We start from the raw sequence: 14,193 nt of genomic DNA, 5'->3' as shown, positions 1-14,193 counted from the left end.
GCATGTGGAGTGGTGCATACGTGCGCCGTGAGTGCGGCTTTTGGTCACCGCTTGTGTGCCGGTGTGTCCGCCCCCTTGACGTATGACTCGCTGATCACGAGACGTCAATGTCTGACATGACATCAACTGTGCTACTAATCACAGCAGTTGTGCGGAACTCCACGAGGTCGATCTTGCTGCGTGGGCCACCCGTGACAGAGGGTTGCGGACACATTCGTATCGCCTGGGTGGGAGTCGACGCGCATGCGTGCTCAAGGTCCACTGTCCTGGCCGCGGCGCAGACGCCCGGCTTCGACGGAGTCACAACGACGGCGTCGCCGGCACGGCCGCGTGGCGACCGTCCTTCTGCTGTCCTCGACGCTGATGGTCACGAGCCTCAACGCGCAGGCCTGGGCGGTTCCCGGTCCCGGCATGACCCGCGAGGAGGTCGAGCTCCCCGACCTGCCGAAGAACACTCCGGTCGACGGCGACGAAGAGGCCGAGAAGAACCTCACGACCGCGCCCGAGGTCCCCGTCGACCCGTACGCGCCGACGGCCGTCACCCCCTGGACCGAGAACAGCGGCACCGCGACCCTGTCTCCGGACACCGCGGCCGGCACCACGGTTCCGGTGTCCAACGGCCTGCCCGTCGCTCTCGGCGCCCCCGAGGGCACCGACCCGGCCGCGCTCGCCGGTGAGTGGCAGGTCGACCTGGCCGCGCCGGCGGCGTCCCAGGAAGCCGGCGTGTCCGGCCTCATCATGCAGGTCACCCCGCCGGCCACGGCGGACCCGGCCGCACAGGTCGCGCTCACGGTCGACACCACTTCCTTCGCCGACCTCTACGGCCCCCAGGCCGCCGACCGCTTCGGCCTTGTGCTGCTGCCCGAATGCGTCCTGACCTCCCCCGACAGCGGTGACTGCGCCGCCGAGGGCGGGGTGCAGACCATGTTGGGCACGGCGGACAACGACACCGCCGAACTCCTGCGCAGCACGGTCGAGGTGGTGCCGGCGAAGGAGGCGCCGACCAAGGCGAAGGCACCGAAGAACGCCACCACCCACAAGATCCTGACGGGCTCCGTGCCGGTCGCCGACCTGCTCGGCGGCGCGGCGGCGGACACCGACTCCTCCTCCGGGTCCGGCGGCACCCCCTCCCCGAACTCCCCGGAACCCTCCGGCGCCTCGGCCCGTACCGCCTCGGCCCGTACCGTCTCCGCGCACACCGACGCGCTCCAGGCCGTCGACGCCTCCGGCCCGCAGGTCATCGGCGCCATGGACACCGGCGCCTCGGCCGGCGGCGACTTCACCGCGACGCCGCTGCTGTCCGCCGGCTCCTGGTCGGCGGGTGCCTCCTCGGGCGCCTTCACCTACGGCTACCAGGTCCAGGTCCCCGAGACCGCCGGCGGCCCGATGCCGAAGATCGCGCTGAGCTACTCCTCGCAGAGCGTCGACGGACGCACGTCGGCCACCAACAACCAGGCCTCGTGGATCGGCGACGGCTGGGACTACAACCCCGGCTCCATCACCCGCACGTACGCCAACTGCCGCGAGGACTCCAAGAAGTCCGGCTCGAACAACGCCAAGCACCGCACCGCGGACCAGTGCTGGGGCTCGGACAACGCCACCCTCTCGCTCGGCGGCATGACCACCGAACTGGTGTGGGACGAGACCCAGAAGGAATGGTTCACCGCCAACGGTGACGGCTCCAGGATCGAGCGGATCAGGGACGACAAGAGCGGCAACGGCGCCAAGGACGGCGAGTACTGGGTCGTCACCACCCGCGACGGCACCCGCTACCACTTCGGCAAGCACAAGCTCCCGGGCTGGACCGAGGGACAGCCGGTCACCGACTCCGTGCTCACCGTGCCGGTGTACGGCAACCACCTGGGCGAGGACTGCTACAAGTCCGGGGACTGGCCCGGCTCCTGGTGCACCCAGGGCTGGCGCTGGAACCTCGACTACGTCGAGGACGTCCACGGCAACGCCATGTCCCTGTGGTGGAAGACCGAACAGAACTACTACGCACGGAACTTCAACTTCAAGGCCCCGGTCGTCTACGACCGCGGCGGCTACCTGAGCCGCATCGACTACGGGCAGCGCAAGGAGAGCATCTTCTCCACGCCCGCCCCCGCCCGCGTCACCTTCAAGGTCGAGGAACGCTGCCTGGCCGAGGGATCGCTCACCTGCTCCGACGAAAACTTCGAGGACAAGGACCCGGGCAAGTACCGCATCTGGTACGACACCCCGGCCGACCTCAACTGCAAGAAGGTCACCAGCACCTACAAGACGAAGTGCTGGAACGCGGGACCGACGTTCTGGACCCGCAAGCGCCTCACCGAGATCCAGACCTCCGCCCAGCGGCGCACCGACACCGACGCCCGCCAGGTGGTCGACCGGTACGCCCTCACCCAGAGCTTCCCGGTCCTGAGGACCGGCCCCAACACCGCACTGTGGCTGGAGTCCATCCAGCGGACCGGCTTCGCCCGCGAGGGCTCCACCGACGAGAGCGTCACCCTCAACGCGGTGCGCTTCGAGTCCAACGCGGACGACATGCCCAACCGGGTGATGCGGCCCGACGACCCCCGGCCCGGCTTCTCCCGGCTGCGCATCGCGCGCGTCATCAACGAGTACGGCGGCGAGACCGTCGTCACCTACAAGCCGGCCACGGGCGACTGCGCCACCGGCACCGGACTGCCCGGCAAGAAGGACACCGCCGCGCTGAAGTCCAACACCCGCCTGTGCTACCCGCAGTTCTGGCACCCCGACCCGGAGGTCGAGGACATCGACTGGTTCCACAAGTACGTCGTGGAATCCATCGAGGAACTCCCCAACGTCGACGGCGCGTTCGCCACGCAGACCGCCTACGCCTACAAGAACGCCGGCTGGCGGCTCGCCGAGTCGGAGTTCACCAAGAAGTCCACCCGGACCTACTCCCAGTTCGCGGGCTTCGAGCAGACCACCGTCATCACGGGCACGGACGAGCCGTCCGTCGGCAGCAAGAAGTCCAAGGCCGTCACCCGCTACTTCCGGGGCATGGGCGACGACGTCCCGGTGAAGGACATCACCGGCGCCGAGATCGCCAAGGACCTGGAGCCGTTCGCCGGCCGCATCGCCGAGGAACTGACCTACACCAGCGCCTCGGACGCCGACACCGACTGGCTCTCCCGCAGCGTCACCGTCCCCGCCGCCACCGAACTGGGCAAGCGGGACCGCGACGACGGACTGAGCCCGCTGCGCGCCTGGCGCGTCACGGAGCCCGAGGAGTTCGCGTACACCAAGTCTTCCGGCACCGGTGACGACACCCGCACCGAGCGCGTGGTCCGCTCGAAGACGACGTTCGAGCCGACACACGGACTGCCGACCCAGGTCGAGTCGCTCGGCGACACCGGCAAGTCCGGCGACGAGTCCTGCACGAAGCTGGAGTACCTGCACCACACCGGCAAGAACCTCATCGGCCTCACCAAGCAGGCCCTGGTCTCACCCACCACCTGCGCGAACGCCGACTTCACCGATCTGTCCACGCTGAGCGGCGCCACCCGCACCGCCTACGACAACACGGCCTACGGCACCGCGCTCGCCGACACCACCCGCGGCCTGGCCACCCAAACCTGGTCCCTGAACGGCACCGGCACCGGCTTCCAGGACAACGGCACCAGCAAGTTCGACGCCGTCGGCCGCGTCGTCAGGCAGACCGACCCCGACGGCAACTTCGGCACGATCGAGTACAACCCGCCCACCGGCCAGGTCTTCGAGATCATCGAGACCAACGCCGCCGGCCACACCCAGAAGCAGGAAGTGGAGCCGGGCCGCTCCACGGCCGTGAAGACCACGGACGCCAACGGCCGCGTCAGTGAGGCCACGTACGACCCGCTGGGCCGCCTCGTCGAGGCGTGGGGTCCCGGCCGCACTCCGTCCGCCTCCGCCGTCCCGGACTTCAAGGCCGTCTACACCGTCCCGCAGTACGACCCGGACAACCCGGACCGCAAGCCCCCGTTCGTCACCACCCACACCCGCGGCCACAACGACCGCGTGGAGACCTCCGTCGTCCTCTACGACGGCCTCGGCCGCGAGCGGCAGACGCAGGAGGAGGCCGATGGCGGCGGTCACCTGATCACCGACACGCTGTACAACAGTTCGGGCGAGGTCTGGCAGACCAACAACGCCTACCTCACCCACGAGGCCGAGTCGGGCGAGCTGTTCACCCCGCTCGCCGACACCGCGGTCCCCAACATCACCCGGTACACCTATGACGGCCTCGGCCGCGTGGTGACGGAGATGCCGGTCCTCAAGGTCGTCGACCCGGAGACCAAGGAAGCGACCTCGGAGCCGGTACCGGAACGCGCCACCCGCTACGAGTACGGCCAGGACTGGTCGAAGGTGATCCACCCGACCGGGGCCTCGTCCTACCGCGTCTACACCGACGCGCTGGGCCGCACCTCCCGCGTGGACACGTTCACCCCGGACGCGCCCGGCGGCCACACGTCGATGCGCTACAGCTACGACCGTCACGGCCAGCTGGTGAAGGCGGTCAACTCCGTCGACCCCGCGCACCCGTGGACCTGGACATACGACCACCGTGGCCGGCAGGTGACCTCCACCGACCCGGACACGGGCACCACAAGCACCACCTACGACCACCGCGACCGGCCGCTGACCACGGAGAACGCCCGCGGCGTCACCGTCTGGAACGGCTACGATGCCCTGTCGCGCCCGATCGAGCAGCGCCTGGACAGTGCCGCCGGCAAGCTGCTGGCCTCCTTCGGCTACGACTCCGCCCCCGGCGGCAAGGGCATGCCCGCCACCGCCACCCGCTACACGGACGGCGCGGCGTACACCCAGCAGGTCGACGGCTACACCGAGGACTACCAGCCGACCTCGACCACCCTGACCCTGCCGCAGGCGCTGGCCGACACCTGGGGCCTCAAGACCTCCTACACCTACGGCTACACCTACACCGACACCGGCGCGCTCAAGGAGGCCTCGCTGCCGGCGGTCGGCCGGTTCGACGCCGAGAAGCTCGTCGTCCGCTACAACAAGGACGGCAAGCCCCTCTCCGTCTCCGGCAAGGACTGGTACGGCGCCGAGACGGTCTACGACTCCTACGGCCAGGTGCTGCGCTCGACCCTGGGCGCGCAGCCGTACCGCGTCTGGACGCAGGCGTCGTACGACGAGGGCAGCGGTGAGCTCAAGGACCACTCGGTCTACCGCGAGCAGACCGGGGACAAGGCCGTCGTCGGCGGTCACCTCGTCTCCAACCGGTCGTACACCTACGACCCGGCCGGCAACATCACCGCCATCCGCGAGCACGCGGACGGCATAGCCGAGCGGCAGTGCTTCGCCTACGACCCGCTCGGCCAGCTGAAGACGGCCTGGACCGCCAAGGACCAGACCGCCTGCGCCGCGCCGGACGGCGGCGGCACCGGCACGCCGAACGTGGCGGCCGGCACGGACAACACCGGCTACTGGCAGGAGTACGAGTACGACCTGGCCGGCAACCGCACCAAGCTGACCGAGAAGGACCTCGGCGGCGACGCCGCCAAGGACGCCACCACCACGTACTCCTACGGCAAGGCCGACGGCACCCAGCCGCACACGCTGACCAAGGTGTCGAAGACCTACACCACCCCGCAGGGTGCCCAGGTCAAGGCCGAGGCCGAGCGGCTGTACGCGCTGACCGGCGAGACCACGTCCGTCACCTCCCTCCAGAACGGCGACAAGCAGGAGCTGAGCTGGACCTACGACGGCAAGATCGACCGCATCAAGGGCCAGGGCGCCGGCGGCAAGACCCCGTACGTGGGCCTGGCCGACAAGTGCCTCGACCTGAAGAGCGGTCTGGCGGCCGCGGGGCAGCCGGTCCAGCTGTACGCCTGCAACACGTCACCGGCGCAGAGCTGGCGCTTCACCCCCACTCCGGGGACGGAGCAGGCCGACGCCGACCGAGGCACGCTGGCCGTCCACGACGAGTGGTGCCTGGCACCGGCCGCGAACACCGCCGGTTCGGCGGTCCAGGTGCGCAAGTGCGACGGCTCGGCGGGCCAGGAGCTGAGGCGGAACACCTCCGGTCAGCTCACGCACATCGCCTCGGGTCTCTGCCTCGCCGTCAAGGACGCCAACTCGGCGAGTTCGACACCGGTCGTGCTCGCCGCCTGCGACGCCGCGAAGTCCGAACAGCAGTGGGCGCCGCAGAAGGACACGCGGTACGTCTACGGCCCCGACGGCGCGCAGTTGCTGACGATCAAGGGCAAGCAGGCCACGCTTCACCTGGGCGAGGCCGAGGTGACCGTGCAGCAGGGCGGTGTCCTGGTCAACACCCAGCGGACCTACTCGGCGCCCGGTGGCGCGGTGATGCGCTACGCCTACGGCAACGGCACGGAGCAGTTGGTCGCGCTCGCGGGTGACCACCAGGGCAGCACGTACGCGGAGGTGGCCCTCCGGGACGAGATGTCGGTGCGGATCCGCAAGCAGGACCCGTTCGGCAACCAGCGCGGCGGGGGTACGGTCGGCGTCGGCCAGCAGAGCCACACCGGTTTCCTGGGCGCGACGCGTGACGACTCCTCCGGCTACCAGCCGCTGGGCGCCCGCCTGTACGACCCGGTGGTGGGACGCTTCCTGTCCGCGGACCCGGTCCTGGACCTGAACGACCTGCTCCAGTCCAACGGTTACGCCTACGCGCACAACAACCCGGTGACGATGTCCGACCCGACGGGTCTGGCCATCACCCTGACCGCCTCGGAGCGGGCGGCGGCTCTGGCGGGTGCGGGTCTGTCCGCGGCGGCGGTCGCGCAGGCGCAGTCGATGATGGGCAAGTCGCTGAGCTCGGTGATCCTCGATGCGGCGTGGAGCACGCTGAAGGACTTCATCGGCATCAACGATGCGATGGCCTGTTTCGGCGGGGACATGTGGTCCTGCGCGGGCATGGTCCTCGGGGCGATCCCCTGGTTCAAGGCCGGCAAGATCCCCGGTGTCCTGAAGGCCATCGACCGCACCATCGACGCCATCCAGGCCTTCCGCAAGGCCAAGAAGGCAGCCGAGGCGGTGCTGAAGGCCGCCAAGGCCGCCGAAGCGGCGGCCTTGAAGGCGAAGAAGGCGGCGATCGAGAAGGCGAAGAAGGAAGCCGCGCAACGCGCCAAGAAGAAGGCGGCGGAACAGGCCAAGAGAACCTCCGACAAGGCGGTCGCCCAGACCAAGAAGACCGGCAACCCCGTCCAGAAACAGGCCCAGGCGAAATCCGCCCCGAAGGCGTCCTCGGTGAGCAAGGGCTCTGGCGGCAAGGGCGGAGGCTCCAAGCCGGGCGGCGACTCCGGCGGCTCCTCCCGCAGCAAGGGCGGCAGCAGCGGCAGCGGCGACTCCGGCAAGGCCGACGGCGGGGGCTCCTGCCCGGTCGGCAACAGCTTCGTCCCCGGCACCCGCGTCCTGATGGCCGACGGCACCACCAAGCCCATCGAGAAGGTCAAGGCCGGAGACAAGGTCATCGCCACCGACCCCAAGACCGGCGAACGGCGCATCGAGACGGTCACCGCCGAGATCAAGGGCGAAGGCCTGAAGCACCTGGTCAAGGTCACCATCGACACCGACGGCGACAAGGGCACCAAGACGGCATCGGTCACCGCGACCGACGGCCACCCCTTCTGGGTCCCCGAACTCGACGCATGGATCGACGCCACCGACCTCCACTCCGGGCAGTGGCTCCGCACCAGCGCCGGCACCCACGTCCAGATCACCGCAGTCAAACGCTGGACCACCCCCGGCACCACCGTCCACAACCTCACCGTCGGCAACACCCACACGTACTACGCGCTGGCGGGGGCCACGCCGGTCCTCGTCCATAACTGTGGAGAGACGGTTCTCTACCGCTCGCCAGCCGAAGGAAAGCGAGCGAGTGAGGCGCTGGGTCTCAATGCGGATAATCATTCAGGTCCTCACCCCACTGCCTACCTCTCCAACAAGCCGGAGGGTGCCGCACAGTATGCTGGAAACGGGCATGACATGGGATTCCATCGGTTTGTGATGAAGCCGGGATTCCGAGAAGCCTTCGGTGATCTTGAATTCGAGTTGCCGAACTCGAACGGTGTTACCGGTCTAACCGAATGGAGAATTCCGGCCGGTAGGATTGAGGAGTTCAACTCGTACATCGACCACAGTAAGACCCAGTGGTGGGATGCCGCCTTGGGGCACTTCTATCCACCGTCCGGATAGGTAAGAGAATGTAGTGGGGGTGGGTGCTGCCGTGTATGATTCCGGCGGCACCCACCCGTTTCGGGATCAGTGCAGACTCAGGGGGCATGATGGCTGGCCGTGACACGCCTGACCGGTTCGGTCGATACTGCGAGCTGCTCTCTGCGCTCACCGGTGTGGAGCCTGTCATCAGCGATGTTGAACCGCGGGTGAGGGGGGATGGGCCGGTTCGGGCCATCTCATACGTCGGAACACCGGAGCCCGGATACGTTACGGGTTTCACCTACGGACTCTCCCTGTCCAGTCATCCGGATTGGGGGAAAAGGGGGCGTGAACTATGCGTCACCGTCCGCTCTGGTGACGTCGAATGGTCCCAGGTTCCTGCAAGGGTGGTTGCCGCGTTGCGGGGCATCTGCCCCTTTAATCCGGGGCAGGTTCTCGGTTACAAAGAACCGTATGTTGGAGGTTCTTCCATGAACAGCATTGTCTTGGCTGAACCCGCCGTTGAGCTTGGATCGGGGCCGCTCGATCTGGGCGGCATTGAGGGTGGCACAAAAGTGCTGGATCTGGTCGATATTGTCGGCGCCTATCCGATTCATTCATCGGAGCGGGAGTTTGCCTACTCGCATGGATTTGATGCGCTTTGGAACCTGGCGTGGGATCGCTTCGATCCTGCTCGTGCTCCGGTAGCGTAATGATCCTGGATACTGCGTCAGAGGCCCGGCTGAAACTTCCAGCGGGGCCTCCGAGGTGTTTGACGCTGAGGTTGAAAGGGTTGGGTGACAGCGGGCGTTGGCGGTGCTGCTCATCTTTTGACTGGGTCTTGACAAGTCTGTCCATCCTCGTCATGAGGTACGCGGATCACGGCGGTCTGACCGCTGCGGGCGGGCAAATCGTGAAGCAGTGCGCTTTGGGGCCGCGGCGATGTTCGAGCAGAGTGTGCGGCCGATGGAGGTGCCCGCAGGTTACGGGTGACGCGGAAGTCTGCGTACGCCTGGCACGCAACCTGACGCGACGGCGGCAAGCCGGCCCCGGCCTCCAAGCCGGAGGCCGGGGTGACGGTGAGAGGGCGCTTCAGGCCCGGGACAGCCTCAAGCGCCTTCCTTCAGCACCCTTCTGATCAGTGTGCGCTGGGCCTCCGTGAGGACGGGGTCGGCGCAGTACACCGTTCTGTTGTCCACCGTGATGCGGTAGGTGAAGCCGTCCGGGACGCCGGGGGGTGGGGTGTGTCGGGCGGTGGAGAGGGCGTGTTCGGCCAGGGCGTGCCATTCGGGCGCGTCGGGGCGGCCCGCCGTGTCCACCTCCGCCTGGCGCTCGATGCCCGCGAAGCCGCCTGTGCGCCGTACCTGAATACGCATGCTCCGTGTCTAGTACGGAACTACAGCGTCCGCACCCCCACCCGCTCCCATGCCTTGGTCACCGCCTGAAGTTCGTCGCCGTCGCCGTAGCGGGCGCGGGCCGCCTTCACCGTCAGGGTCGCGAAGTCCACGAACAGCGCGTCCTGCTTGAGGTCGCCGCCGGTCAGTACGTCGTACCAGACCTGCCCGGCCCGCTCCCAGGCGTGCCCGCCGAGGGTGGTGGCCGTCAGGTAGAAGGCATGGTTGGGGATGCCGGAGTTGATGTGCACGCCGCCGTTGTCCCGGCCGGTGCGGACGTAGTCGTCCATCGTCGCGGGCTGCGGGTCCTTGCCGAGCACGTCGTCGTCGTACGCCGTGCCCGGCTCCTTCATGGAGCGCAGCGCCTTGCCCGTGACGCGCGGGGCGAGCAGTCCGGCCCCGATCAGCCAGTCGGCCTCGTCGGCGGTCTGGCCGAGCGTGTACTGCTTGATGAGCGCGCCGATGACGTCCGACACCGACTCGTTGAGCGCGCCCGGCTGCCCGTAGTAGGTCAGGTTCGCGGTGTACTGCGTGACGCCGTGGGCGAGTTCGTGGCCGATGACGTCGACGGCGTGGGTGAAGTCGAGGAAGATCTCCCCGTCCCCGTCGCCGAAGACCATCTGCTCGCCGTTCCAGAAGGCGTTGTTGTAGTCCTCGTCGTAGTGCACCGTCGCGTCCAGCGGCAGCCCGTCGCCGTCGATGGAGTCGCGCCCGTACGCCGTCAGCAGCAGCTCGAACGTGGCGCCGAGACCGGCGTAGGCGCGGTTGACGGTGGCGTCCTGGCCGGGCTCGTCCCCCTCGCCGCGCACCCTCGTCCCCGGCAGTTCGGTGCCGTGCCGGGCGTCGTACACGGTGCGGTGCGGCTTGCCGGGCTCGGCGTCGGCGAGCAGCGCGACGGCCGGGGCGCCGGCCACCGTGGTCAGATGGCGCCGGGTGCGCTCGATGGCGTCGCGCTGGATGGTGCGGCGCGCGGGTCCGGAGAGCGCGGGGTCGTCGGCCTGTGCGAGCCGGTCGAGGACATGTGGCGGGATGATCGTGCAGAAGACGGGCTCGAAGCCCCCGTGGCTGGTCATGTCCGGAACCTTCGCACTGCGTCACGAACCTGTCACCCCCCGCAACCATGATTGATGAAATCCTCCGCCACTCCGTCTCCGCCGGCCCGGTGGAGTGGTATACGGCACTTTTTGTCCATTTCATCCCCGTGGTCCCGCATACTGATACAAGACCTCGCACGGTGGGCGACTCGGTTAAGCTGCGAAGCATCATGCGTTTCGGGCTGCTCCTCCTTAGCTGCCGCGGCGAGGGCCTGTACTAGGCCGACCCCCTCCCCGCGGAGTTTGGCGTTGCGCCGTCGGCCGTCCCCAGGACACCCCGCGGACCCCCGAGGAGCCCACGCATCATGGCCAACCGCCAGCAGCCCACGTCCATGCCGATCCACAAGTACGGCCGCTACGACCAGGTCGACATCCCCGACCGCACCTGGCCGCAGCAGCGGATCACCACCGCCCCCCGCTGGCTCTCCACGGACCTGCGCGACGGCAACCAGGCCCTGATCGACCCCATGTCGCCCGCCCGCAAGCGCGCCATGTTCGACCTGCTGGTGAAGATGGGCTACAAGGAGATCGAGGTCGGCTTCCCCGCCTCCGGCCAGACCGACTTCGACTTCGTACGCTCGATCATCGAGGACCCGGACGCCATTCCGGACGACGTCACCATCTCCGTACTGACCCAGGCCCGTGAGGACCTGATCGAGCGCACGGTGGAGTCCCTGAAGGGCGCCAAGCGCGCCACCGTCCACCTGTACAACGCCACCGCGCCCGTCTTCCGCCGGGTGGTCTTCCGCGGCTCCAAGGACGACATCAAGCAGATCGCGGTCGACGGCACCCGCCTGGTGATGGAGTACGCCGGGAAACTGCTGGGCGACGAGACGGAGTTCGGCTACCAGTACAGCCCCGAGATCTTCACCGACACCGAGCTGGACTTCGCGCTGGAGGTCTGCGAGGCGGTGATGGACACCTATCAGCCGGGACCGGGCCGCGAGATCATCCTCAACCTGCCCGCCACCGTGGAGCGTTCCACGCCGTCCACGCACGCCGACCGCTTCGAGTGGATGGGCCGCAACCTGTCCCGCCGCGAGCACGTCTGCCTGTCGGTCCACCCGCACAACGACCGCGGTACGGCCGTCGCCGCCGCCGAGCTGGCCCTGATGGCCGGCGCCGACCGCGTCGAGGGCTGCCTGTTCGGCCAGGGCGAGCGCACCGGGAACGTCGACCTGGTCACCCTGGGCATGAACCTGTTCTCGCAGGGCGTCGACCCGCAGATCGACTTCTCCGACATCGACGAGATCCGTCGTACGTGGGAGTACTGCAACCAGATGGAGGTCCACCCGCGCCACCCGTACGTGGGCGACCTGGTCTACACGTCCTTCTCCGGCTCCCACCAGGACGCCATCAAGAAGGGCTTCGACGCGATGGAGGCCGACGCCAAGGCCAAGGGCGTCACCGTCGACGACATCGAGTGGGCGGTCCCGTACCTGCCGATCGACCCGAAGGACGTCGGCCGCTCCTACGAGGCGGTCATCCGCGTCAACTCGCAGTCCGGCAAGGGCGGTATCGCGTACGTCCTGAAGAACGACCACAAGCTGGACCTGCCGCGCCGGATGCAGATCGAGTTCTCGAAGATCATCCAGGCGAAGACGGACGCCGAGGGCGGGGAGATCACGCCGACGGCCATCTGGGACGTCTTCCAGGACGAGTACCTGCCCAACCCGGACAACCCGTGGGGCCGTATCCAGGTCGCCAACGGCCAGTCCACGACCGACCGCGACGGTGTGGACACCCTCACCGTCGAGGCCACCGTCGACGGCGAGCGGACCACCCTGAGCGGCTCCGGCAACGGTCCGATCTCGGCCTTCTTCGACGCCCTGGGCGCCGTCGGCATCGACGTACGCCTGCTGGACTACCAGGAGCACACCATGAGCGAGGGCGCCTCCGCGCAGGCCGCCTCGTACATCGAGTGCGCGATCGGCGACAAGGTGCTGTGGGGCATCGGAATCGACGCGAACACGACGCGGGCCTCGCTGAAGGCCGTCGTCTCGGCCGTCAACCGCGCGGCGCGCTGAACAGCGGCTTCGCGGGATCCGAGGGCCCCGTCCGCCGTTGCCGGCGGGCGGGGCCTCCGTCGTTTACCGGCCAATAGTCGTGGAGATCACGGAAGCGTCTCGTCCAGGGTACTGACTCAGCCTCGTCGATGTGGCTAACATCACGCATGCGCGGCGATGGTGCTGTGGCGTTGACGGAGGTGCGACGTGCTGCCAGATCGGGGACCCACCGGCCGTACCGCTGCTTCCGGACTCTCGCGTCTGCTGGGCACCCGCACCGCGTGGACGGCCGTCGGTGACGGGGAGTTCTTCTGCCCCGGCTGCGGGGGCGACCGCAACTACCAGAGGCTCACCGGGCGCCGCCGCTTCACCCTGCTCGGCGTGCCGCTGCTGCCGCGCGGCGAGTCCGCGCCGACCGTCGAGTGCGCCGCCTGCCGCCGCCACTACGGCACCGACGTCCTGGACCACCCCACCACCACCCGCTTCTCCGCCATGCTGCGCGACGCCGTCCACACCGTCGCCCTCGCGGTCCTGACCGCGGGCGGCATCTGCTCCCGCGCCTCCCTGGAGACGGCCGCCACCGGGGTGCGCGCGGCCGGCTTCGACGACTGCACCGAGGATCAGCTGGCCGCGCTCGTCGAGGCGCTGGAGGCGGACACCGGCCGCTTCACCGGGGAACCCTGCGCGGCGGGCCTCGCCATCGAACTCCACGAGGCCCTGGACCCCCTCGCCCCCCACCTCGCCGCCCCCGGCCGTGAATCGATCCTCCTCCAGGGCGCCCGCATCGCCCTCGCCGACGGCCCCTACACCCCCGCCGAACGCGACGCCCTCGCCACGGTCGGCGCGGCCCTCACCATCTGCGCGACCGACGTGACCCGCCTACTGACGGCGGCACGGACGCCGTCCTGACCGCGGCTCGCCGTCCCGCCGATGCGGTGGCTCAGCTGTCCCGGGGGAGTCGTAGATGCATGATCCGGCGGTCCTGGCCGGGACCGAAGTAGTCGCGGCGCAGCCCGTCGTCAGGGGGTTCGGGGCGAAAACCCAGGGAACGGTAGAGCCGGATCGCGGGCCGGTTGGCGGGCTCCACGGTCAGCCGGACCTGCTCGATCCCGTCCCTGCGCAGCCGGGCCAGGACCTCCGTCATCAGCTCCCGGCCCAGTCCGTGCCGGCGGCGGTTCCGGGTCACGCACAGACCGAGAATCCAGCTGTCCCGGTTGAGCGCCGTGGTGGCGGCCAGTACATAGCCGCGCAGCCGGCCCTCGCCCTCGTCGAGAACCAGCAGATGTTCCGCGTACATGTCGTAGAGCTGGCGCAGCAGGAAGGCCGGATAGGCGACCTCCTGGAAGACCTCCTCGTCGAGCCGGCGCAGTTCGGGCAGGTCGGACTCCCGTGCCGCCCGCAGGGACGGACTACGGGCCCCCGGGAACCCGGCGGATTCCACGAGGGGCCCGTCGTGGTCCAGGGTGCGCTCCAGTGGTTCGGCGGTCATGCCACCCCCAGTCGGGACGTGCGGACGTCAACGCGACGCACCGGCCGTTCACACCGGGGGATTCACGGCTCCCGGTG

General features: G+C 68.8%; 7 protein-coding genes. 4 read left to right on the top strand and 3 right to left on the bottom strand.

Annotation, left to right across the window (positions count from 1 at the left end; translation table 11 throughout):
* The first annotated feature begins 330 nt into the window (after positions 1-330).
* Positions 331-8,172: a ricin-type beta-trefoil lectin domain protein gene (locus ACIF9R_RS26465; protein ID WP_399984827.1), complete on the top strand. Its 7,842-nt coding sequence runs from the start codon at positions 331-333 to the stop codon at positions 8,170-8,172.
* Positions 8,173-8,207: 35 nt separating this feature from the next.
* The gene (locus tag ACIF9R_RS26460; protein ID WP_399984826.1) at positions 8,208-8,846 is read left to right on the top strand and encodes a suppressor of fused domain protein; all 639 of its coding nucleotides are present in this window, start codon (positions 8,208-8,210) and stop codon (positions 8,844-8,846) included.
* 396 nt (positions 8,847-9,242) lie between these two features.
* On the opposite strand, the gene ACIF9R_RS26455 is transcribed toward ACIF9R_RS26460, so the two are convergent.
* The gene (locus tag ACIF9R_RS26455; RefSeq protein WP_399984825.1) at positions 9,243-9,509 is read right to left on the bottom strand and encodes a protealysin inhibitor emfourin; all 267 of its coding nucleotides are present in this window, start codon (positions 9,507-9,509) and stop codon (positions 9,243-9,245) included.
* Positions 9,510-9,529: 20 nt separating this feature from the next.
* Positions 9,530-10,600 (bottom strand): M4 family metallopeptidase, encoded by a 1,071-nt coding sequence (locus tag ACIF9R_RS26450; protein WP_399984824.1) that lies wholly within the window; start codon positions 10,598-10,600, stop codon positions 9,530-9,532.
* A gap of 326 nt (positions 10,601-10,926) precedes the next feature.
* On the opposite strand from ACIF9R_RS26450, the gene leuA reads away from it, so the two are divergent.
* Together leuA and ACIF9R_RS26440 are read left to right on the top strand one after the other, a co-directional pair.
* Entirely contained in the window at positions 10,927-12,648 is a 1,722-nt protein-coding gene (gene leuA, locus ACIF9R_RS26445; RefSeq protein ID WP_399984822.1) for a 2-isopropylmalate synthase, read from the top strand.
* A gap of 186 nt (positions 12,649-12,834) precedes the next feature.
* Positions 12,835-13,536 carry a TerB family tellurite resistance protein gene (locus ACIF9R_RS26440; protein ID WP_399984820.1) on the top strand — a complete coding sequence of 234 codons (702 nt, stop codon included), beginning with the start codon at positions 12,835-12,837 and terminating at the stop codon, positions 13,534-13,536.
* Between the two features lie 31 nt (positions 13,537-13,567).
* Here the strand turns inward: ACIF9R_RS26440 and ACIF9R_RS26435 are convergent, their stop codons facing one another.
* Positions 13,568-14,116, bottom strand: coding sequence for a GNAT family N-acetyltransferase (locus ACIF9R_RS26435; RefSeq protein ID WP_399984819.1), 549 nt, complete (start codon positions 14,114-14,116; stop codon positions 13,568-13,570).
* Between the last annotated feature and the right edge of the window lie 77 nt (positions 14,117-14,193).

This window comes from Streptomyces sp. NPDC086080, assembly GCF_044540255.1.
Lineage (GTDB): Bacteria > Actinomycetota > Actinomycetes > Streptomycetales > Streptomycetaceae > Streptomyces.
Note: the sequence above shows the minus strand (reverse complement) of the source record. Positions and strands in the feature narration are given on the sequence as shown.

Bases quoted from the DNA above. Each gene is read 5' to 3' on its own strand.
- ACIF9R_RS26460 (WP_399984826.1), top strand. From the start codon at position 8,208: ATGATTCCGGCGGCACCCACCCGTTTCGGGATCAGTGCAGACTCAGGG.
- ACIF9R_RS26455 (WP_399984825.1), bottom strand. From the start codon at position 9,509: ATGCGTATTCAGGTACGGCGCACAGGCGGCTTCGCGGGCATCGAGCGC.
- ACIF9R_RS26450 (WP_399984824.1), bottom strand. From the start codon at position 10,600: ATGACCAGCCACGGGGGCTTCGAGCCCGTCTTCTGCACGATCATCCCG.
- leuA (WP_399984822.1), top strand. From the start codon at position 10,927: ATGGCCAACCGCCAGCAGCCCACGTCCATGCCGATCCACAAGTACGGC.
- ACIF9R_RS26435 (WP_399984819.1), bottom strand. From the start codon at position 14,116: ATGACCGCCGAACCACTGGAGCGCACCCTGGACCACGACGGGCCCCTC.